This window comes from Kitasatospora sp. NBC_00374 (assembly GCF_041434935.1).
Lineage (GTDB): Bacteria > Actinomycetota > Actinomycetes > Streptomycetales > Streptomycetaceae > Kitasatospora.
Window position 1 is genome coordinate 3,726,606 of sequence record NZ_CP107964.1, and the last position, 20,666, is coordinate 3,747,271.

A 20,666-nucleotide genomic window follows, 5' to 3' on the forward strand; every position below is an offset into this window, starting at 1 on the left:
GGGAGGCCCACGGCCTCACATAAGCTGCCGACATGCGTGGAATCCTCCTGGCGGGCGGCACCGGCTCGCGACTGTGGCCGCTGACCCGAGCCGTCTCGAAGCAGCTGCTCCCGGTCTTCGACAAGCCCATGATCTACTACCCGCTCTCGACCCTGGTGATGGCGGGCATCCGCGAGATCCTGATCATCACCACCCCGCAGGACCAGGAGCAGTTCACGCGCCTGCTCGGCGACGGCTCGCAGTTCGGCCTCAAGCTGGAGTACGCCGTCCAGGAGCGCCCCGAGGGCATCGCCCAGGCGTTCGTGCTGGGAGCGGACTTCATCGGGGACGAGCCGGTCGCGCTGATCCTCGGCGACAACATCTTCCACGGCAGCGGCCTGGGCACCCGGCTCGCGCAGCACACCGAGCCGGTCGGCGGCCGGGTGTTCGCCTACCCGGTGGCGGACCCGACGGCGTACGGCGTGGTGGAGTTCGCGGAGGACGGCCGGGTGCTCTCGATCGAGGAGAAGCCGACCGCCCCGAAGTCCCGCTACGCGGTGCCCGGGCTGTACTTCTACGACAACCAGGTGGTGAAGATCGCCGCCGGCCTGAAGCCCAGCGCCCGCGGCGAGCTGGAGATCACCGCCGTCAACGAGGCCTACCTCGAGGCCGGCCAGCTGCACGTGACCATCCTCGACCGCGGCACCGCCTGGCTGGACACCGGCACGTTCGTGTCGATGGTCCAGGCCTCGGAGTTCGTCCGGGTCATCGAGGAGCGCCAGGGCTTCAAGATCGGCTGCCTGGAGGAGACCGCCTGGCGGGCCGGCCTGATCAGCTCGGACCAGCTGCGCGAGCTCGCCGAGCCGCTCTGCAAGAGCGGGTACGGCGAGTACCTGCTGGCCCTGCTCGACGAGGAGAACGCCCGATGAAGTTCCGCGAGCTCTCCATCGGCGGCGCCTTCGAGGTCACCCCGCAGCAGCACGGCGACCCGCGCGGCCTGTTCATGGAGTGGTACCGCTTCGACCACCTCGCCGAGGTGGTCGGCCACCCGCTGCGGATGGCCCAGGGCAACCTCTCGGTCTCCGCCAAGGACGTCGTGCGCGGCATCCACTTCGCCGACGTGCCGCCCGGCCAGGCCAAGTACGTCAGCTGCGTGCGCGGCGCGGTCCTGGACGTGGTGGTCGACCTGCGGGTCGGCTCCCCCACCTTCGGCACCTGGGAGTTCGTCCGGCTGGACGACGAGGACCGCCGCTCGGTGTACATCCCCGAGGGTGTCGGCCACGGCTTCTGCGCCCTGACCGACGACGCGACGCTCTCCTACGTCTGCTCCGAGACCTACAACCCGACGGGCGAGCACGCCGTGCACCCGCTCGACCCGGACCTGGGCATCAGCTGGCCGGTCGACGCCCCGCAGCTCTCCGCCCGGGACGACGCGGCGCCCTCGCTGGCCGACGCGCTGGCCTCCGGTCTGCTCCCGGACTACCAGGCCTGCCAGGACTTCTACCGCACCCTGAAGACCGGCTGAGCCGACGCCCCCGCCCGGCGGACACCCCGCGACCGCACCGGTCGCGGGGTGTCCCGTTTGGGACGTTCGCGCGGAGGCCGGTCACGCGCCGGTCAGTATGATGACCCCGCCGGAGGACCTCCTGCGGCTGCCCCTCTACCAGCGGATGTGCCTGAGACCATGACCACACTGGATGTGCTGCTCCCGTACTACGGCGACGTCGCGCTGATGAAGGCGGCGGTCCGCAGCGTGCTCGCGCAGACCGACGAGGACTGGCGCCTGACCGTCGTGGACGACGGCAAGGAGCCCGGTGTCCCGGAGTGGTTCGCGGAGCTGGGCGACCCCCGCGTCCGGTACTTCCGCAACGAGCAGAACCTCGGCGTCACCGGCAACTACCGCAAGTGCCTGGGGCTCGCCGAGTACGAGCACATGGTCTTCATGGGCACCGACGACATCATGCTGCCCAACTACGTCGCCACGGTCCGGGCCTGCCTGGCCGACCACCCCGGCACCGCGATCGTCCAGCCCGGCGTCGAGGTGATCGACAGCACCGGCAAGCCCAGCACCACCCTGGCGGACGAGGCCAAGCGGCGGCTGTACGCGCCCCGGCTGCGCGGCCGGACGGTGATGGGCGGCGAGGAGCTGGCGACCAGCCTGCTCAAGGGCAACTGGCTGTACTTCCCCTCGCTGTGCTGGCGCACCGAGGCCGTCCGCGCCATGGGCTTCCGCGACGACGTGGAGATCATCCAGGACCTGGCCCTGGTGATCGACCTGCTGCAGGCCGGCGAGCAGGTCGTGATCGACGACACCCGCTGCTTCCAGTACCGCCGGCACAACGTCAGCGTCTCCGCCACCTCGGCCTTCTCCGGCGCCCGGTTCGCCGAGGCCCGCCGCTACTTCCTGGACGTGGCGGACCGGCTGGACCAGCAGGGCTGGCACCGGGCGGCGAAGGCCTCCCGGCTGCATCTCGCGGCCCGGATCCACGCCCTCACCCTGGTGCCCGGCGCGCTCCGCGCGAAGCAGTGGACCGGGGCCAAGGCCCTGGTCCGCAACGCCACCTCCACCGCCGCCCAGCCCCGCTGAGCCCTCCCGTTCTAGGAGCAACCCCGCAATGTCCGCACCTCACGCGGCACCGGCCCGCGTCGCCGTCCTGGGTGGTACCGGCTTCATCGGACGGGTGCTCGCCGACCGCCTGGTGGAGCAGGGCCACGAGGTCCTCTCGCTGGCCCGCAAGGAACCCGCCGTCCCCGTCCCGGGCCGGTTCGCCCGGGTGGACCTGAGCTCGACGGCCCCGGCCGAGCTCGCCGCGCTGCTGGACCGCGAGCGGATCGACGCCGTGGTCAACGCGGCCGGCGGCATGTGGGGCCTGAACGACGAGCAGATGTACGAGGCCAACGTCGTGCTGGTGGACCGGCTGGTCGAGGCCGTCGCCGCGATGACCGCCCCGGCCCGGCTGGTCCACCTCGGCACCGTGCACGAGTACGGCATGGCGCCGATCGGCGTGAGCCAGCGCGAGGACGACGCGCCGGCCCCAGTCATGGAGTACGGCAAGCTCAAGCTCGCCGCCACCGAGTCCGTGGTCCGCGCGGTCGCCGCCGGCCGGGTCGACGGTGTGGTGCTGCGGCTCGGCAACGTGGTCGGCGCCGGGCAGCCCGGGCACAGCCTGCTCGGTGTGATGGCCGCCAAGCTGGACGCGGCCCGGCTGGCGGGCGAGAGCGCCCAGCTGTCGCTCGCCCCGCTCACCGCGCAGCGCGACTTCGTCGACCTCACCGACACCGTGGACGCCGTGCTGGCCGCGGTCGCCACGCCGACCGCCGCCGCCGTGATCAACGTCGGCACCGGCTCGGCCAGCGCGGCCCGGCTGCTGGTCGAGCTGCTGATCGAGGAGAGCGGCGTACCCGCCGAGATCACCGAGGTACCGGCGCCCGAGGGCACCGGCCCGGAGACCGACTGGCAGCAGCTCGACATCGCGCTGGCCGCCGAGCAGCTCGGCTGGGCCCCCCGCCGTACGCTGCGACAGGCGGTTGCGGCACTCTGGCAGGCACAGGTCGGCTCGGCGGTCGCGCAGTAGCACCGCACGGCGGGCGGCCCCACCTCCGGGGCGGCCCGCCGCCCCGGCCTCCATCGAAGCGTCATCCGGCCGTCGGCCCGTCCCGACCGAGACTTGAGGAATCCATGAGACCGACCGGTCTGCTCCACTCCCGAGGCACGCTGGCAGAGCTCTTCTCGGGCCGTGCGAACAGCTTCGGGCTGCTGCGGCTGCTGCTGGCCACCTCCGTGGTGGTCTCACACGTGTACCCCCTGGGGTACGGCCACCTCGACCCGCTCTGGCTGCGCAGCGGCCAGCAGACCGATCTCGGCAAGATGGCCGTCGTGGGCTTCTTCGTGCTGTCCGGGTTCATGATCACCGGCAGCGGGCGCCGGACCACCATCGGCCGCTTCGGCTGGCACCGCGCGCTGCGCATCATGCCCGGGCTGTGGGGCTCACTGCTGATCTCGGTGCTCGTGATCATGCCGCTGCTCTACCACTGGCAGCACGGCACGACGGCCGGTTTCTGGGACCACCCCAACGGCCCGCGCGCCTACCTGGTCGGGACCTGGAACACCTCGCTGAGCGGTGGCTGGGACGTCTCCGGGACGATCGCGGAGGGCGTCAAGCGCGGGACCAACTTCGACCAGAGCGTCAACGGCGCCCTGTGGTCCCTGAAGTACGAGCTGCTCTGCTACGTCGTGGTCGGCCTGCTCGCGGCCGGCGGCGTGCTGCTGCGCGCCCGCCGGTTCGTCCCGCTGGCCGTGGCGGCGCTGTGGATCCTGATCCTCAACGACTGGATCAACGCGACCGGTTGGCGCGGCATCCCCGGCGACATGAACACCTACGTGGACTTCCCGTTCCTCGGGGGCATGTCCACGCACTTCCTGATCCACCTGGGCTTCGCGTTCCTGCTCGGCGCCACCGTGCAGCTGTACCGGGAGCGCATCCCGGTCCACGACGGCCTCGCCCTCGTCGCGCTGCTCACCCTCGCGGTGACCATGCGCTGGGGCGGCCTGTTCGTGATCGGCTACCCGGCCTTCGCGTACCTGCTGTTCTGGCTGGCCATCAGGCTGCCCCGGCCGTTCCAGGCGATCGGGCGCAAGCGCGACTTCTCCTACGGCATCTACATCTACGGTTTCACCGTGGAGCAGGCGCTGGCGATGCTCGGCTTCGTGAAGTACGGCAAGCTCGGCTTCCTCGCCTGCGCCCTGGCCTGCACCGTGGTGCTGGCCGCCTTCTCCTGGTACGCCATCGAGGCCCCGGCGATGCGTCTGAAGGACTGGACGCCGGGCCCGATCACCCGGTTCAAGGCCCGCCGCGGCGGTTCCGGCGGCGGCGGGGGTTCGGCGGCCGAGCAGAGCGCCACGGCCGGCGCCGACCCCCGGCAGTCGGGGTCCGCGGCCACCCGCGTCAGAGCCTGACGGCGGGGAGTACACCGAGAACGGGGAAGGGCCGTGGGTCCGGGCAGCTGCCCGGACCCACGGCCCTTCCCCGTGGTCTCAGCCCGCGAGCGGAGCGTCCAGGATGGTGATCTGCTTGCCGGTGGCCCGGGGCAGCTCCCGGCGCAGGCGCTCGGCGATCGTCGGGTCGCCGACCAGCAGGGTCACCTTCGGGCCGGGGATCCGGCCGATGACCCGGGTCAGCGGGGCGAACGAGCTCCGGTACTGCTCCTCGCCGACCTGGTCGCCGCCGAGCCAGACGACCAGCAGCTCGTCGTAGGCCGCGGCGACGCCGCTGTCACCCATCAGCGTGGTGGCGAAGAAGCTCACCCGCCAGTTCATGTAGCCGTTGCTGGAGTACAGCGCGATCACCGGCACGTTCGGATCCACCCGCTTGAGGTCGCGATGGATCATCGTCCGGGCCGGGGGGCCCAGATCGCCGGGCTTGATCTTGCTCCAGAGCACCAGCTCACTGTGCTGGAAGCTGGTCGGCGCCCGGTCCACCGACGGCACGCCCCACTGGAAACCGCCGAACAGGCTCAGCGCCGTGGCCGACACGGCCACCGCGGCCACGCCCTCGGTCCACCACGGTCGGCTGAGTGCCCTCGCCCACGGGCGGAACGGCCGCAGCAGAGCGCCGGCCGCGCCGAGTCCGATCAGGCTGATCACCAGAACGCCGATCGCGAGCTTCTCAAAGTAATACGACAGCGCGTCGATGGTGCTCAGCTGCCACACCCCGAACGCGGCCGTGACCAGCGTCGCGCTTCCGATCGTGAGGAGCAGGGTCCGGGAGACCCCCGACCTCTGGTTGCCGGGGAGCAGGCACACCACGACCACCAGCAGCACCAGGCCGACCAGCAGCGAGCGGTCGAACGAGAGGTACATCCCCGGTGCCTGGGTCTGCGCCGCGACGTCGAACTTGGCGGTCAGCGACAGCACGCTCGGCACCAGCGCGATCGCGGCGCCAGCGGCCTGCACGGCGTACAGCCGCCAGCGGTGGCGGCGCTGGCGCTTGCGGTAGACGATCGCCGCGACCACCAGCGCCATGGCCGGGAACGCGGCCAGGATGTTGTACGCGTAGCCGACCGTGATCAGAGCGGCCGCCGACACCAGGGCGTAGCTGCCCCAGCCCATCGCGGGACGGACGATCAGCGCGATGGAGACGGTCATGAAGACCAGGCCGATGATCTGCGAGTCGAAGCCGACCCGGACCATGCCGGCCAGCGGGCTGGCGATGACGACGGCGGCGACCACGGTGCAGACCGCGGCGGTGCGCCAGCCGGTCAGCCGCGGTCCGCCGACCCAGCGGGCGGCCCACACGATCAGGGCGCACAGCGCCGCGAAGGCGACGAGCACGTAGGTGTAGTAGCGGGTGTAGGCGCCCACCGGGTCGCCCAGGTCCGCGGTCGAGCGGACGAAGGTGTCGAACCAGGCCAGCAGGAAGTGCGAGCCCTGCGGGTACACGGCCTCGGTCGGCGTCTTCACCAGGAGCTTGCCCGCCTCCTGGTCCATGAACGGGAACGCGCCGAGCTTGTGCACCGCGTCGAAGATCGAGAAGTGGATGAAGCGGTCCTCGACCGAGAGGATGTAGGGCAGCTGCTCGGTGGTGGAGCGCCCGGCCACCGGCCGGTGGATGTAGTGCCAGACCACTGCGCCGGTACCGAGGATCACCAGGTCCGAGGAGCGGAGCCGCAGCGGCAGTCGTGGCGTCCGGCCGGTCACCCAGGCCGAGACCGACACCGCGGACAGGATGAGGCCGGCGGTCGGGACCGGTATCAGGGCCCAGGATCCGACGGACAGCACCAGGCCGAGTCCGAGCACCGCGCCGCAGAGGACCAGCGTCGCGACGACGAGGCGGTCCAGGAGGCCCCCGCCCACCCGCAGCACCGACGCGATGGCCAGGACGAACACCGGGATCAGGACGATGTCCAGCTTCAGGGCGTCGAGCGCGGCCGGAAGAATCCAGGAGGCCGCCAGGGCTCCCGCCAGCATCCCCCACCGGCGCCCTCGCTTCGGCGAATCCTCCGCCGGCCTGATCAGCGGGGGGGCACTTGGACGTGCCGCCGTCCCCGGTAGCTGGGCCGTCATATTCCCACCGTCTCCTCAACATACCGACACTCGGAGGAGAGAACCCCCCGTGCAATGATCACATCCGGCGCTACCGCCCCGCCCCGGACAAAGAGGGGACCAAGAAACACCCTCGCTGTCGCCGGTCATGGTAGTCCAGCACCCCTGGCCGCCGTGTCGGCAGGGGTCCTCGGTGGACCGCCCGCGAACGGCCGTGAAAGCCGAGGGCCCCGCAGCGCCATACGGCACTGCGAGGCCCTCGGATCACCTGTTCGTCACAGGCAGGTCAGAGCATCAATTACTTGATGATCTTGGTGACCTGGCCGGCGCCGACGGTCCGGCCACCCTCACGGATGGCGAACTTGAGGCCCTCCTCCATGGCGATCGGCTGGATCAGCGCGACCGTCATGCCGGTGTTGTCGCCCGGCATGACCATCTCGGTGCCCTCGGGGAGGGTCACGACGCCGGTCACGTCCGTGGTACGGAAGTAGAACTGCGGGCGGTAGTTGTTGAAGAACGGGGTGTGACGGCCACCCTCGTCCTTCGACAGGATGTAGGCCTGGGCCTCGAAGTCGGTGTGCGGCGTGACCGAACCCGGCTTGATGATGACCTGGCCGCGCTCGACGTCCTCGCGCTTGATGCCACGGAGGAGCAGACCGACGTTCTCGCCCGCCTGGCCCTCGTCGAGCAGCTTGCGGAACATCTCGATGCCGGTGACCGTGGTGGTGGTCTTGGTCTCCTTGATGCCGATGATGTCGACAGTCTCGTTGACCTTGAGGACACCACGCTCGATGCGGCCGGTGACGACGGTGCCACGACCGGTGATCGTGAAGACGTCCTCGATCGGCATCAGGAACGGGAGGTCGACCTCGCGAGCCGGGGTCGGGATGGCCTCGTCCACGGCCTCCATCAGGCCGAGGAGCTTCTGGCCCCACTCGGCGTCGCCCTCGAGCGCCTTCAGCGCCGAGACGCGGACGACCGGCAGGTCGTCGCCCGGGAACTCGTACTCGGAGAGGAGCTCACGGACCTCGAGCTCGACGAGCTCCAGGATCTCCTCGTCGTCCACCATGTCGGACTTGTTCAGCGCGACAACGATGTACGGAACGCCGACCTGGCGGGCCAGGAGCACGTGCTCCTTGGTCTGCGGCATCGGGCCGTCGGTGGCGGCGACCACCAGGATGGCGCCGTCCATCTGGGCGGCACCGGTGATCATGTTCTTGATGTAGTCAGCGTGACCCGGGCAGTCGACGTGGGCGTAGTGACGCGCCTCGGTCTGGTACTCGACGTGCGCGATCGAGATGGTGATACCGCGCTGACGCTCCTCCGGGGCCTTGTCGATCTGGTCGAACGGCGTGAAGGGGTTGATCTCCGGGTACGCGTCGTGCAGCACCTTGGTGATGGCCGCGGTAAGGGTCGTCTTACCGTGGTCGATGTGACCGATGGTGCCGATGTTGACGTGGGGCTTCGTCCGCTCGAACTTCGCCTTCGCCACTGCAGTCCTCCTGAGGACAGTTCTGTACGCCGTACGACGTCAGTTGGTCTTTGATCGGGTTGGGTACGGGGCGCTGGGTTGCGCCCCATGCCGTCCCGCGGGTGGGGGCGGAGGGCCCCGGGGGGATCTGGGTAGATCCCCCCGGTTCACCTCCTAATAGCCTAAGGGGTCCCGAAACGTCCCGATTGCGGGAGGCTCCGGCCCGGGCAGGGAACCGGCGTGAGCCGGTCCTTACTCGCCCTTGGCCTTGGCGATGATGTCGTCCGCCACGTTCCGCGGAACCTCGGCGTACGAGTCGAACTGCATCGAGTAGCTTGCGCGACCAGAGGTCTTGCTGCGCAGGTCACCGACGTAGCCGAACATCTCGGAGAGCGGCACAAGCGCCTTGACGACGCGAGCACCGTGACGCTCCTCCATGGCCCGGATCTGGCCACGGCGGGAGTTGATGTCGCCGATCACATCGCCCATGTAGTCCTCGGGCGTGGTGACCTCGACGGCCATCATCGGCTCGAGCAGAGCGGGGGACGCCTTGCGAGCGCCCTCCTTGAAGGCCATCGAGCCGGCGATCTTGAACGCGAGCTCGGAGGAGTCGACGTCGTGCGAGGCACCGTCGAGCAGCGTCACGCGGACACCCTGCAGGGCGTAACCCGCGAGAACACCGAACTCCATGGCCTCCTGGCAGCCGGCGTCGACCGAAGGGATGTACTCCTTCGGCACGCGGCCACCGGTGACCTTGTTCACGAACTCGTAGCCCTCGCCGGACTCGAGCGGCTCGATCGCGATCTGGATCTTCGCGAACTGGCCGGAACCACCGGTCTGCTTCTTGTGCGTGTAGTCGATGCGCTCGACGGCCTTGCGGATCGTCTCGCGGTACGCGACCTGCGGCTTGCCGACGTTGGCCTCGACCTTGAACTCACGCTTCATACGGTCGACCAGCACCTCGAGGTGCAGCTCGCCCATACCCGCGATGATGGTCTGGCCGGTCTCCTCGTCGGTGTTGACCTGGAAGGACGGGTCCTCCTCGGCCAGCCGCTGGATCGCGGTGCCCAGACGCTCCTGGTCACCCTTCGACTTCGGCTCGATCGCGACGCGGATGACCGGGGCCGGGAAGTCCATGGACTCCAGGATGACCGGCTGCTTCTCGTCGCTCAGGGTCTCGCCGGTGGTGGTCTGCTTGAGACCCATGACGGCGACGATGTCGCCGGCGCCCACCGAGTCGATCTCCTCACGCTTGTTCGCGTGCATGCGGTAGATCTTGCCGATGCGCTCCTTGCGGCCCTTCACCGAGTTGAGGACGGCGGTGCCGGCCTCAAGGCGCCCGGAGTAGACCCGGACGAAGGTGAGCTTGCCCAGGTGCGGGTCGGACATGATCTTGAACGCCAGAGCGGCGAGGGGCTCGTCGTCAGAAGCCTGACGGACGATCTTCTCCTCGTCGTTGCCCGGCTTCGTACCCTCGATGCCCTCGATGTCGAGCGGCGACGGCAGGTACTTCACGACCGCGTCGAGCAGGGGCTGAACGCCCTTGTTCTTGAACGCGGAGCCGCAGAAGATCGGCGTGAAGGACGAGTCCAGGGTGCCCTTGCGGATCGCGGCGATCAGCAGCTCCTCGGGGATGTCCTCGCCCTCCAGGGCGAGCTCCATCACCTCGTCGCTGACGTTCGACACGGTGTCCAGCAGCGCCTCGCGGTACTCGGCGGCCTTGTCGGCGAGCTCGGCCGGGATGTCGACGGTGTCGTACATCTCGCCCTTGGTGGCCTCGGGGGACCAGACCAGCGCCTTCATCTTGACCAGGTCGACGACGCCGACGAAGTCGGCCTCGGCACCGATCGGGAGCTGCATGACCAGCGGGGTGGCGCCGAGGCGGTCCACGATGGTCTGGACGCAGAAGTAGAAGTCCGCGCCCGTGCGGTCCAGCTTGTTGATGAAGCAGATGCGCGGGACGCCGTAGCGGTCGGCCTGACGCCACACGGTCTCGGACTGGGGCTCGACACCGGCGACACCGTCGAACACGGTCACGCCACCGTCGAGCACGCGCAGCGAACGCTCCACCTCGACGGTGAAGTCGACGTGGCCCGGGGTGTCGATGATGTTGATCGTGTTGTCAACGTCGTCGAGCGTCCAGTGACAGGTCGTCGCGGCCGACGTGATCGTGATGCCGCGCTCCTGCTCCTGCTCCATCCAGTCCATGGTGGCAGCGCCATCGTGGACCTCACCGATCTTGTACGAGACACCGGTGTAGAACAGGATCCGCTCGGTCGTGGTGGTCTTGCCCGCGTCGATGTGCGCCATGATCCCGATGTTGCGGACCTTGGCGAGGTCAAGGGAGGTTGCAGCCATGGTGGCTCGTTCTCTCTCTGTCTAGTGACGGGGTTGGGACTACCAGCGGTAGTGCGCGAAGGCCTTGTTGGACTCGGCCATCTTGTGGGTGTCCTCGCGACGCTTCACGGAAGCGCCCAGGCCGTTGCTGGCGTCGAGGATCTCGTTGAGCAGACGCTCGGTCATGGTCTTCTCGCGACGGGCGCGGGAGTAACCGACCAGCCAGCGCAGTGCCAGGGTGTTGGCGCGGCCCGGACGGACCTCGACCGGCACCTGGTAGGTGGCGCCACCAACACGGCGGGACTTGACCTCGAGGGTCGGCTTGACGTTCTCCAGCGCGCGCTTGAGCGCGATCACCGGGTCGGCGCCGGTCTTCTCACGGACGCCCTCGAGGGCGCCGTAGACGATCCGCTCGGCGGTGGAGCGCTTGCCGTGCAGCAGGATCTTGTTGACCAGCGAGGTCACCAGCGGGGAGCCGTAAACCGGGTCGATGATGACCGGGCGCTTCGGGGCGGGGCCCTTACGAGGCATTCTTACTTCTCCTTCTTGGCGCCGTAGCGGCTGCGAGCCTGCTTGCGGTTCTTGACACCCTGGGTGTCAAGCGAACCGCGGATGATCTTGTAGCGGACACCAGGAAGGTCCTTCACACGACCACCGCGCACCAGCACGATGGAGTGCTCCTGCAGGTTGTGGCCCTCGCCCGGGATGTAAGCGGTGACCTCGATCCCGCTGGTGAGGCGCACACGGGCGACCTTGCGAAGCGCCGAGTTCGGCTTCTTCGGGGTGGTCGTGTACACACGCGTGCAGACCCCACGGCGCTGCGGGGAACCCTTCAGCGCGGGAGTCTTGTTCTTCTCGACCTTGTCCTGCCGGCCCTTTCGGACCAGCTGCTGGATCGTAGGCACCGTTTCTCCGTTTTCTGTGTGCCAAGGCTGGGTGTAACTAACCTGCGGTGTTCCCTCCACTCACCGACCCACGCGGTCGGGTGTGTTGGGCCTCTTCGGGGGAAGAATCGCGGAATCCCATGAGCTGATGTGCAGCGACGGCGCGGGCGAAGCGGGATGAACCACTCCGCTGCAGCAGCCGGTGTGCTGGCACGCACAAGGACCCGGGGACACCCCAGGCACAAGGTCAGAGCCTACCTAGCGCATCGGCGAGGGTCAAAACAAATGCGTCACCGCAGGTGGGAGCCTTCAGCGGGGCGACCGAGGACGCCTTTGCCAGGCCTACCACAGAACGGTGCGGGCCGCACGCCGAGCCACGCCGGACGGGCCCGCCGAAACGGCCCCCGGGCCTCAGACCGACAGCAGCGCGAGCAGGAAGATGAGCGCCCAGCCACCCGTGCAGAGCCAGCCGATCACCAGGCCGGCCGTCGCCATGCCGTCGCCCTCCTCGCCGGAGGTGCGCAGCTGGTTCTTCGCGATGTGACCGGTGACCACCGCCGGGATGCCGCTCAGGCCGGCCGTGACCAGGCAGGCGAGCCCGAGCACCAGCGAGGCGACCGCCAGCCCGTTGGTCCGCCTGGGCATCATCACGGGCGGCGGCAGGAAGGTCTGCGGCACCAGCTGGACGACCGGTGCGGCCACGAACGGCCCCGGCATCGGCCCGGCGGGCAGATCCGCCACCAGATGGCTGAGCTGCCCGTACGTCTGCGCCTGGTGCACCGCGTCGAAGCGCTGCGAGTACTCCTCGGCGGAGAGCCGGCCCTCCGCGTAGGCGGCCTTGAGGACGTCGACCGTGCGCTCGCGGTCCGCGTGCGAGGCCCGCATCGCGGCCTGCATCGACGCCTGCACCGACGCCTGCGACGGCGCGGGGCTCGCGACCGGCTGGTAGGGCGCCGGATACTGCGGCGGCCCGTACCCGGGCGCGGGCAGCGGCTGCCCGTAGGACTGGGGCCGGCCCTGCTTCGGCTGCTGCCCCCACGGCTGTCCGGTCATACCGGCCACCTCCCGAAGCCCGGGCGCGTCGTGACGCCCCTCCCGTCGCGCGGCAATCGCGCTCCCTCAGGATGCAGGACGAACGGGTGGCCCAACTAGTTCGCCGCGCAATCGGCCATTCGGGTCCGGTCGGTGCCGGATGCCGGGGGACTGCCGCCCGCTGACGCTCGGTGAGAGGCTGAGGCCACCGGATCCGCCCGTCCCGCACGGGCCCAGCGCAGGAGGAGACCCCACCATGCAGGCGTCCGCCCCGCCACCCGCCGCCGTCGTCCTCCACGACCTGTGGAAGCGGTTCGGCCCGCAGACCGCGGTGGCCGGTCTCACCCTCGACCTGCCGGCCGGCTCCTTCGTCGGCCTGGTCGGACCGAACGGGGCCGGCAAGACGACCACCCTGTCGATGGCCACCGGGCTGCTGCGGCCCGACCGGGGCAGCGTGCTCATCCACGGCGTGGACGTCTGGCAGGACCCGGTGGCGGCGAAGGCGCGGATCGGGATCCTGCCCGAGGGGCTGCGGATGTTCGAACGGCTGAGCGGCCGTGAACTGCTGCAGTACAACGGGCGGCTGCGCGGCCTGCCCGGCGCCGAGGTGGACCGCCGGGCCGAGGAACTGCTGGCCGTCCTCGACCTGCTGGAGGCCGGCGACAAGCTGGTCGCCGACTACTCCACCGGCATGCGCAAGAAGATCGGACTGGCCGCCGCCCTGCTGCACAACCCGGACGTGCTCTTCCTCGACGAGCCCTTCGAGGGCGTCGACCCGGTCTCCGCGCAGACCATCCGCGGCGTGCTCGGCCGGTACGCGGCCTCCGGCTCCACCGTGGTCTTCTCCAGCCATGTGATGGAGCTGGTCGAGCAGCTCTGCGACTGGGTGGCGGTGATCAGCGCCGGGCAGGTGATCGCCCAGGGGCCGCTGGACACCGTGCGCGGCGGACGCTCGCTGCACGCCGCCTTCCTGGAACTGATCGGGGTCCGCGAGGACGACGGCCGCTCCCTCGACTGGCTCGGCGGTGCCCGGTGACCACGTCCCTCCCCGCGGACCGGTCGGTGGTCCGCACCCTGGTCTCGCTGAAACTGCGTCTGCTCGCCAACGGCCTGCGGCGCAGCCCCGGCCGGCGGGCGGTCTATCTGATCGGCTCCGTCCTGGGCCTGCTGTTCACCGCGGCGGCCGCGACCGCCGTGGCCTTCCTGCACGGGCACGCCGGGGCGGCGGACGCCGCCGTCCTGCTGGCCGCCGCGCTGACCCTCGGCTGGGCGGCCCTGCCGCTCTTCCTGTTCAGCGGGGACGAGAGCGCCGACCCGACCCGGCTGACCATGCTGCCGCTGCGGCCCGGGCCGCTGCTGCGCGGCTCGGTGCTGGCGGCCCTGGTCGGGCCCGGCCCGGTGCTGTCGCTGCTGCTGCTCACCGGTGCGGCGGTCGCGGCGGCCGGCGGCGCCGGCTCCGCGCCGTTCGCGGTGGTGGGCGTGCCGCTGGCGGTGGTCACGCTGGTGGTGCTGTCCCGGGCGGTCGCCGCCGGGAACGCCCGGATGCTGTCCAGCCGGCGCGGCAAGGACTTCGCGATCTTCGGCGGGCTGCTGTTCGCGGTGCTGATCCAGGTAGGCAACCTGGCCTTCCAGAGTGCCTTCGGCCGGCCCGGCGCCACGCTCGACCTCGCCCCGATCGAGCCGTGGGCCGCGGCACTGCGCTGGGTCCCGCCGATCGGAGCGGTGGACGCGGTACGCAGCACGGGCACCGGCTCGTACGCCGTCGCGGTGGCGCAGCTGGCGCTGACGGCCGGTCTGCTGGCCCTGCTGCTGCGCTGGTGGCACGTCAGTCTGCGGCACCTGATGGTGACGGCGGACGCCTCGACACTGGTGCGCACCCGCGGGGTGCGCGGGTCGCGGGCGTGGGGACTGCTGCCGGACGGTCGGGTGGGCGCGGTGATGCAGCGGCACCTGCGGTACGCCTGGCGGGAGCCACGGGCGAAGGCGGCGGTCTTCACCAGCATCGGGATGACGCTGGTGTTCGGCGCGCTGTCGGTGATCCAGGGCTGGGCCTCGGTGTACGTGGTGGCGGCCGGCGGGCTGGTGCTGGGCCTGCAGATGCTGAACCTGTTCGGGATGGACGGCTCCGCGTTCTGGATGGTCGCGGCCACCCTGGGCACCCGGGCGCAGGCCCGGGACGAGCTGCGCGGCCGGGCGTACGCGGTGCTCGCGTACGCGGTGCCGGTGCTGCTGGTGCTGGGGTTCGGGCTGGCCGCCGCCACCGGGCAGTGGGGGGCGCTGGCGCCGGCGCTGGGGCTGACCCTGGCCGCGCTGGGGGCGGGGATCGGGCTGGGCGGGCTGCTGAGCGTGCTGGCTCCGTACGCGATGCCGGCCGACGGGAGTCCGATGCGCACGGCCGCGCCGGGCCAGACCGGGCTGGTGCTGATGAACAGCTTCGGTTCGATGCTCGGGGGCACGGTGCTGACGCTGCCGGTCGGCGCGCTGCTGCTGTGGCTGCTCGCCGTCGACGGCCCGGCCTGGACGGTGCTGGCGGCCGGGCCGCTGTACGGGGCGCTGGTGGCGGCGCTCGGGCTGCGGTTCGCCGCCGGCCGGCTGCTGGAGCGGCTGCCGGAGATCCTGGCGACCACGATCGAGCGTTGAACCCGGAGAGATCCGGCCGGGGGCGTCCGGCGCCGCCAACGTCCTGCTGCGGCCGGGTTCCCCGGGCGGCTCGATCAGCTCGGAGATCGTGCTGGGCCGGCGGACGCTGCGGAGCTGACCGCCGGTCCGAGCGGCTGAGGGTTCGGCGGCGCGCTGCGGCATCATGGCTGGGGTGCCCGGGTCCGGGTGCCGAGGCGAGCAGAGGCGAATCACCGTGGGCAAGCGCAGCAGGGACGACCAGGGAACGGCCGTCGACGGACTGCTCGCGCAGGCGGTGCAGCAGGTGGTGGCGGCGCCGGCCGACCGGCTGGACCACGCGCTGGACGGCGGGGCCTCCCTGCTGGCGGCCTCCATCGAGCAGTGGCCGCAGGTCAGCCGGGCCCTGCTGGGCCACGCCGAGCAGGCCGTCGGGCGCTGCTGGCGGGGCGGCTGGCGGCCGGCCGACCTGGTCCGGGTGGTGCGGCGGGCACTCGGCCCGGTGCACCTGGCGCTGGCGGTGGACCTGATCGCCGCCGAGGGCCGGCGGCATCCGTCGGCGACGCTGGACCGGCGCTGGCAGGAGCAGCTGCGCGAACTGGCCGTCGAGGTGTGGTGGCCGGGCGACGAGGAGTACCTGGGCGCGTTCGCCGAGCTGCACCGGCAGGACCGGTTCGCGCTGGCGACGGTGGCGCTGGAGCTGCTGCGGGCCTGGGCCCACCTGCCGCCGATCGCGCCGGTCGGCCCGGTGCCGGGGCAGTCCCCGGTGCGGGCGAGCGGCCCGGTGGCGGGCGAGCCGCGGATGCTCGGGCGGATCCGGGCGCTGCTGGCGAAGGCCGAGTCGACGGAGTACCCGGAGGAGGCCGAGGCGCTGACCGCCAAGGCCCAGCAGCTGATGGCGCAGCACTCGATCGACGAGGCGCTGCTGGCGGCGGGCGCGCCGCACAAGGACGCCCCGGCGGCGCTGCGGATCGGCGTGGACAACCCGTACGAGAGCCCGAAGGCGATGCTGCTGGACGCGGTCGCGGCCGCCAACCGGGCGCGGGTGGTGTGGGCCAAGGAGTTCGGCTTCTGCACGATCATCGGCTTCGACGCCGACCTGGACGCGGTGGAGCTGCTCTACACCTCGCTGCTGGTGCAGGCCACGGCGACCATGCACCGGGCCGGCAGCCGCAAGCACCAGGACGGCGCGCCGCGCACCAAGGCGTTCCGGCAGTCCTTCCTGGTGGCGTACGCGGCGCGGATCCGGGAGCGGCTGACGGCCGCCACCGAGCGGACCGTCGAGGAGGCGGCCGCCGGACGGCATCTGCGGGAGGACGGCAGCTCGGAGCAGCTGGTACCGGACGAGCGGCTGCTGCCCGCGCTGGCGGCCCGCGCGGAGGCCGTCGACGACACGGTGGGGAAGATGTTCCCGAAACTCACCTCGCAGCGGGTGCGGGTGAGTGACGGTGAGGGCTGGGCGGCCGGCCGGGCCGCCGCGGACCGGGCGGCGCTGCACGGGCGGGCCGGTTCGATCACGCGCTAGGAGCGCACGGACGTGCCGGAACCTGCCGGGACGTGCCGGGAACAGAGGGGTGGGGCATGACGACGGGTCACGCGGAGCGGGTGCGCGGGTCACTGCTGGGCGGCGCGGTCGGTGACGCGCTCGGCTGGCCGGTGGAGTTCCAGCGGCTGGACGTGATCAGGGAGCGGTTCGGTCCTTCGGGGGTGACCGGTCCGAACGGGTCCGAGGTCACCGACGACACCCAGATGACGCTCTTCACCGCCGAGGGCCTGCTGCGCGGCGGCACGCCGGCCGCGCTGAAGCAGGCCTACCAGCGCTGGCTGCTGACCCAGCGGCTGGCCGGTCCGGAGCGGGCGCCGGACGGCTGGCTGCTGGGCCTGCCGTTCCTGTACGCCTCGCGGGCCCCGGGGAACGCCTGCCTGAGCGGCCTGACCGGCTGGCCGCGGTACGAGCCGGCCGCGCCGCTCGGGCAGGAGGGCCCGATCAACCCGCACTCCAAGGGCTGCGGCACGGTGATGCGCTCGGCGCCGTTCGGACTGCTGCGGCTCGGCCCGCGGCGCGCCTTCGAGCTGGCCGCCGAGTGTGCCCAGCTGACCCACGGCCACCCGACCGGCTACCTCGCGGCGGGCGCCTTCGCCGCGCTGCTGGACCGGATCGCGGCCGGCACGGAGCTGCGCGCGGCCGTCGCGCAGACCGTCGAGCAGACCGCCGGGTACCGGCGCGGCGAGGAGACGGTCGCGGCGCTGGAGCGGGCGGTACGGATCGCGGACGAGGGCGCGGCCTCGGCCGAGGCGGTGGAACGGGTCGGGCTGGGCTGGATCGTCGAGGAGTGCCTGGCGATCGCGGTGTACGCGGCGCTGGCCGGCGCCGACGCCCGTGCGGCGCTGCTGCTGTCGGTGAACCACTCCGGCGACAGCGACTCCACCGGTTCGGTCTGCGGCAACCTGGTCGGCGCGGTGTACGGCGCGGCGGCGCTGCCCGCCGAGTGGACCGGTGCGGTGGAGGGCCGGGAGACGGTCCTGCAGGTCGCGGACGACCTGGCGGCGGTGGCGGCGGGCGCCGACCCGGCGACCCTCGGCGGGCGGTATCCCGCGTGGGCCTGAGCCTGGAGAAGGTGTCGGCGGCCGCGCCCGGCCTGGTCAGCCTGTACAAGTCGGCGCGGGTCAGCCTGGACAAGGCCGGGCTGGACGGCACCCGGGCCGCCGTCTACCTGGTGCTGGACCGCTCCGGCTCGATGCGGCCGTTCTACCGCGACGGCACCGTGCAGCACTTCGCCGAACAGGTGCTGGCGCTCTCCGCCCGGCTGGACGACGACTGCGTGGTGCCGGTGGTGTTCTTCTCCACCGGGGTGGACGGCGTCGCGGAGCTCTCCCTGACCGACCACCGGGGGCGGATCGCCGAGCTGCACGAGGCGTACGGGCACCTGGGCCGGACCAACTACCACCTGGCGATGAAGGCCGTCATCGCGCACCACCAGCGGTCGGGGGCGGTCGGTCCCGGCCTGGTGGTCTTCCAGACGGACGGCGGGCCGACCTCGCGCGGCGCGGCGCGGGAGATGCTCTGCCTGGCCGCGGAGCTGCCGCTGTACTGGCAGTTCGTCGGCTTCGGCGACCCGGACGACCAGGAGTTCGCGTTCCTGCGCCGGATGGACGAGCTCCCCGTACCGAAGCGGCGGCCGGTCGACAACGCCGGGTTCTTCCCGGCCGGCCGCGACCCGCGCCTGCTCGCCGACGGCGAGCTGTACGACCGGCTGCTGGACGGCTTCCCGCGGTGGCTCGACGCGGCGCGCGAGGCCGGGATCCTGACGGCCTGACACATCACGGCCTAGCCTGGACGGATGGCCGAACCGAAGACCCAGCCGACCGGGGCGAGCGCCGCCGAGTTCCTCGCCGCGGTCGCGGACGACCGCCGCCGGGCGGACGCCCAGGCGCTCTGCGCGCTGATCGCCGAGGCGACCGGGGCACCGCCGGTGATGTGGGGCGCCTCGATCGTGGGCTTCGGCACGTACCACTACCGGTCCGTGAGCGGGCGCGAGGGCGACTGGCCGCCGGTCGGCCTCTCACCGCGCAAGCAGGCGCTGACGCTGTACATCGCCGAGGGCTTCGAGTCGCACGCGGAGCTGCTCGCCCGGCTCGGCCCGGTGACCACCGGCAAGGGCTGTCTGTACGTCAAGCGGCTGGCGGCGGTCGACCAGGACGCGCTGCGCGAGCTGGTCACCGGCGCCTTCGAACGCTTGAACGGCAGGACGATCACCCCCTAGAGTCCTGCCTCGGCACGGACCCGGGGGAAGCCTTGAACATCACTACGTCGTACCGCGTCTCCTTCGAGGAGCTGCACCGCGCGTCGCGGCTCGGCCTGCGCCGCCGCCGACGGCTCCTGTGGGTGTGCGCCGTCGTGCTGACCGCCGACGGCGCGCTGCTGTTCGCGCTCGACAACCTCACCTTCGCGGTCGCGGCGGTGACCGGTGGCGCGTTCCTGCTGTACCAGCTGACCGCGGGGACCCGCCGGGGCACCCGGAGGGCCCTGGCGAAGATCACCGGCGCCGTGGAGGTGGACCTCACCGAGGAGAGCGTCCGGATCCGCCGGCCCGGCCTGCACACCGAGATCGCCTGGCGGCAGTACCACAGGGTGGTGGACACCCCGGAGTTCCTCCTGCTCTACACCACCCCGTTCGCCTTCACCGCGGTGCCGAAGCGCGGCCTCGACGCCGCGCAGACCACCGAGCTCGCCGCCTTCGTCGCGGACCTCAACGGCACCACGCCGCCGCCTCCGCCCCGGGTCGCGCCCTCCCGGGCGTCAGTCCCAGTGCGCACCAAGATCCAGTAGCTCGTCCCGGTACTCGATCCGCTCCACCCACTCGGCCGGCCAGGCCGCCTCGCCGTGCCGGGCGCCCGCGAAGGCGCCGGCCAGGCAGGCCAGCGAGTCGGAGTCGCCGGAGGAGTACGCCGCGCGGCGCACCGCCGCCACCGGGTCCTGCGGCAGCAGCAGGAAGCACAGCAGCGCCGTACCGAAGGCCTCCTCGGCGACCCAGCCCGCGCCGGTGATCTCGCACGGGTCGGCGTCCAGCGAGGGCCGGGCGAGCGCGGCGTCCAGCCGGTCGAGCTCGACCAGGCACTCGTCCCAGCCGCGGGCCGTGAACTCCTCGGGCGAGTGGTCGTGCGCGTGCGCGGCCAGGTCACCCAGCCAGAACTCGTCGTAGCGGGTGCGGCTGGCCCGCGCGTGCGACCGCAGCAGGCCGGGCAGCTCGCCCGGCTCGGCGCCGGCGACCAGCAGCCGTACGGTGAGCGCGGTGAGCTCGCTCGCGGCGAGCGCGGTCGGGTGGCCGTGCGTCAGCGCGGACTGGAGCCGGGCCACGCCGGAGAACTGACGGTCGGTGAGGCCCGGCAGCAGACCGACCGGGGCGACCCGCATGTTGGCGCCGCAGCCCTTGGAGCCGAGGTCGCTCGCCTCCTGCCAGCGGCGCTCGGGCCGGCTGAGCCGCAGGCAGGCGCGCAGGCAGGTCATCCCGGGGGCGCGGTTGTTCTCCGGGGAGCGCCACCAGTCGACGAACTCCTCGCGGACCGGGCGCTCGACCCGCAGCGGGGTCAGCGGGCCGCGCGCCGCGGCGGTGCGCAGACCCCGCGCGAGGGCCAGCGTCATCTGGGTGTCGTCGGTGACCCGGGCCTTCTTCGGCAACGGGAGCAGCCGCCAGTCCGGGCAGGACGCGGCGATCTCGTCGTAGCTCCGGAACTCGGTCGGATGCCCCAGCGCGTCCCCGATCGCCAGGCCCAGCAGGGTGCCCGTCGCCCGCCCCATCACATC

19 protein-coding genes are annotated in these 20,666 nt (G+C 71.7%); 12 read left to right on the forward strand and 7 right to left on the reverse strand.

The features are described 5' to 3' along the window. The first annotated feature begins 32 nt into the window (after positions 1-32). The 5 genes from rfbA to OG871_RS16670 all read left to right on the forward strand — a co-directional run bounded on the left by rfbA (position 33) and on the right by OG871_RS16670 (position 4,936). Positions 33-908, forward strand: coding sequence for a glucose-1-phosphate thymidylyltransferase RfbA (gene rfbA / locus OG871_RS16650; protein ID WP_371497570.1), 876 nt, complete (start codon positions 33-35; stop codon positions 906-908). Continuing rightward, the gene (locus OG871_RS16655) at positions 905-1,504 is read left to right on the forward strand and encodes a dTDP-4-dehydrorhamnose 3,5-epimerase family protein (protein ID WP_371497571.1); all 600 of its coding nucleotides are present in this window, start codon (positions 905-907) and stop codon (positions 1,502-1,504) included. The genes rfbA and OG871_RS16655 overlap by 4 nt, the downstream gene beginning before the upstream one ends. A gap of 159 nt (positions 1,505-1,663) precedes the next feature. Continuing rightward, complete coding sequence (locus OG871_RS16660) at positions 1,664-2,566, forward strand: glycosyltransferase family 2 protein (RefSeq protein WP_371497572.1); 903 nt, start codon at positions 1,664-1,666, stop codon at positions 2,564-2,566. Positions 2,567-2,594: 28 nt separating this feature from the next. Further along, entirely contained in the window at positions 2,595-3,554 is a 960-nt protein-coding gene (locus tag OG871_RS16665) for an NAD-dependent epimerase/dehydratase family protein (protein ID WP_371497573.1), read from the forward strand. 104 nt (positions 3,555-3,658) lie between these two features. Continuing rightward, a complete protein-coding gene (locus OG871_RS16670; protein WP_371497574.1) occupies positions 3,659-4,936 on the forward strand; it encodes an acyltransferase family protein in 1,278 nt (425 codons plus the stop codon). A gap of 78 nt (positions 4,937-5,014) precedes the next feature. Here the strand turns inward: OG871_RS16670 and OG871_RS16675 are convergent, their stop codons facing one another. The 6 genes from OG871_RS16675 to OG871_RS16700 all read right to left on the reverse strand — a co-directional run bounded on the left by OG871_RS16675 (position 5,015) and on the right by OG871_RS16700 (position 12,766). Further along, the gene (locus OG871_RS16675) at positions 5,015-6,946 is read right to left on the reverse strand and encodes a hypothetical protein (RefSeq protein WP_371497575.1); all 1,932 of its coding nucleotides are present in this window, start codon (positions 6,944-6,946) and stop codon (positions 5,015-5,017) included. Between the two features lie 373 nt (positions 6,947-7,319). Next, entirely contained in the window at positions 7,320-8,513 is a 1,194-nt protein-coding gene (gene tuf / locus OG871_RS16680; RefSeq protein ID WP_371497576.1) for an elongation factor Tu, read from the reverse strand. A 231-nt stretch (positions 8,514-8,744) separates the two neighbouring features. Then, positions 8,745-10,850, reverse strand: coding sequence for an elongation factor G (fusA, locus tag OG871_RS16685; RefSeq protein WP_371497577.1), 2,106 nt, complete (start codon positions 10,848-10,850; stop codon positions 8,745-8,747). A 39-nt stretch (positions 10,851-10,889) separates the two neighbouring features. Further along, positions 10,890-11,360, reverse strand: a complete 471-nt coding sequence (gene rpsG / locus OG871_RS16690; protein WP_033822197.1) for a 30S ribosomal protein S7 — start codon at positions 11,358-11,360, stop codon at positions 10,890-10,892. Between the two features lie 2 nt (positions 11,361-11,362). Further along, on the reverse strand, positions 11,363-11,734 hold the full coding sequence (gene rpsL / locus OG871_RS16695) for a 30S ribosomal protein S12 (RefSeq protein WP_014144289.1): 372 nt from the start codon (positions 11,732-11,734) through the stop codon (positions 11,363-11,365). A gap of 390 nt (positions 11,735-12,124) precedes the next feature. Next, positions 12,125-12,766 carry a DUF1707 and DUF4190 domain-containing protein gene (locus OG871_RS16700; protein ID WP_371497578.1) on the reverse strand — a complete coding sequence of 214 codons (642 nt, stop codon included), beginning with the start codon at positions 12,764-12,766 and terminating at the stop codon, positions 12,125-12,127. Between the two features lie 235 nt (positions 12,767-13,001). Between OG871_RS16700 and OG871_RS16705 the strand changes: the two genes are divergently transcribed. The 7 genes from OG871_RS16705 (at position 13,002) to OG871_RS16735 (ending at position 19,691) form a co-directional block, all read left to right on the forward strand. Next, complete coding sequence (locus tag OG871_RS16705) at positions 13,002-13,781, forward strand: ABC transporter ATP-binding protein (protein WP_371497579.1); 780 nt, start codon at positions 13,002-13,004, stop codon at positions 13,779-13,781. Beyond that, complete coding sequence (locus tag OG871_RS16710) at positions 13,778-15,385, forward strand: transporter (protein ID WP_371497580.1); 1,608 nt, start codon at positions 13,778-13,780, stop codon at positions 15,383-15,385. The genes OG871_RS16705 and OG871_RS16710 overlap by 4 nt, the downstream gene beginning before the upstream one ends. Before the next feature lie 214 nt (positions 15,386-15,599). After that, positions 15,600-16,886 carry a DUF2786 domain-containing protein gene (locus tag OG871_RS16715; RefSeq protein ID WP_371497581.1) on the forward strand — a complete coding sequence of 429 codons (1,287 nt, stop codon included), beginning with the start codon at positions 15,600-15,602 and terminating at the stop codon, positions 16,884-16,886. Positions 16,887-16,942: 56 nt separating this feature from the next. Then, a complete protein-coding gene (locus tag OG871_RS16720; RefSeq protein WP_371497582.1) occupies positions 16,943-17,968 on the forward strand; it encodes an ADP-ribosylglycohydrolase family protein in 1,026 nt (341 codons plus the stop codon). Next, entirely contained in the window at positions 17,959-18,678 is a 720-nt protein-coding gene (locus OG871_RS16725) for a VWA domain-containing protein (RefSeq protein WP_371497584.1), read from the forward strand. The genes OG871_RS16720 and OG871_RS16725 overlap by 10 nt, the downstream gene beginning before the upstream one ends. Before the next feature lie 24 nt (positions 18,679-18,702). Next, positions 18,703-19,125 carry a DUF1801 domain-containing protein gene (locus tag OG871_RS16730; RefSeq protein WP_371497585.1) on the forward strand — a complete coding sequence of 141 codons (423 nt, stop codon included), beginning with the start codon at positions 18,703-18,705 and terminating at the stop codon, positions 19,123-19,125. Between the two features lie 32 nt (positions 19,126-19,157). Beyond that, positions 19,158-19,691 (forward strand): YcxB family protein, encoded by a 534-nt coding sequence (locus tag OG871_RS16735; protein ID WP_371497586.1) that lies wholly within the window; start codon positions 19,158-19,160, stop codon positions 19,689-19,691. Here the strand turns inward: OG871_RS16735 and OG871_RS16740 are convergent. Then, positions 19,662-20,660, reverse strand: coding sequence for an ADP-ribosylglycohydrolase family protein (locus OG871_RS16740; protein ID WP_371497587.1), 999 nt, complete (start codon positions 20,658-20,660; stop codon positions 19,662-19,664). The genes OG871_RS16735 and OG871_RS16740 overlap by 30 nt on opposite strands. Between the last annotated feature and the right edge of the window lie 6 nt (positions 20,661-20,666).

Coding starts and splice junctions, on each gene's coding strand:
- rfbA (WP_371497570.1), top strand. CDS start 33: ATGCGTGGAATCCTCCTGGCGGGCGGCACCGGCTCGCGACTGTGGCCG.
- OG871_RS16655 (WP_371497571.1), top strand. CDS start 905: ATGAAGTTCCGCGAGCTCTCCATCGGCGGCGCCTTCGAGGTCACCCCG.
- OG871_RS16660 (WP_371497572.1), top strand. CDS start 1,664: ATGACCACACTGGATGTGCTGCTCCCGTACTACGGCGACGTCGCGCTG.
- OG871_RS16665 (WP_371497573.1), top strand. CDS start 2,595: ATGTCCGCACCTCACGCGGCACCGGCCCGCGTCGCCGTCCTGGGTGGT.
- OG871_RS16670 (WP_371497574.1), top strand. CDS start 3,659: ATGAGACCGACCGGTCTGCTCCACTCCCGAGGCACGCTGGCAGAGCTC.
- OG871_RS16675 (WP_371497575.1), bottom strand. CDS start 6,946: ATGCTGGCGGGAGCCCTGGCGGCCTCCTGGATTCTTCCGGCCGCGCTC.
- fusA (WP_371497577.1), bottom strand. CDS start 10,850: ATGGCTGCAACCTCCCTTGACCTCGCCAAGGTCCGCAACATCGGGATC.
- rpsG (WP_033822197.1), bottom strand. CDS start 11,360: ATGCCTCGTAAGGGCCCCGCCCCGAAGCGCCCGGTCATCATCGACCCG.
- OG871_RS16700 (WP_371497578.1), bottom strand. CDS start 12,766: ATGACCGGACAGCCGTGGGGGCAGCAGCCGAAGCAGGGCCGGCCCCAG.
- OG871_RS16705 (WP_371497579.1), top strand. CDS start 13,002: ATGCAGGCGTCCGCCCCGCCACCCGCCGCCGTCGTCCTCCACGACCTG.
- OG871_RS16720 (WP_371497582.1), top strand. CDS start 16,943: ATGACGACGGGTCACGCGGAGCGGGTGCGCGGGTCACTGCTGGGCGGC.
- OG871_RS16730 (WP_371497585.1), top strand. CDS start 18,703: ATGGCCGAACCGAAGACCCAGCCGACCGGGGCGAGCGCCGCCGAGTTC.
- OG871_RS16740 (WP_371497587.1), bottom strand. CDS start 20,660: ATGGGGCGGGCGACGGGCACCCTGCTGGGCCTGGCGATCGGGGACGCG.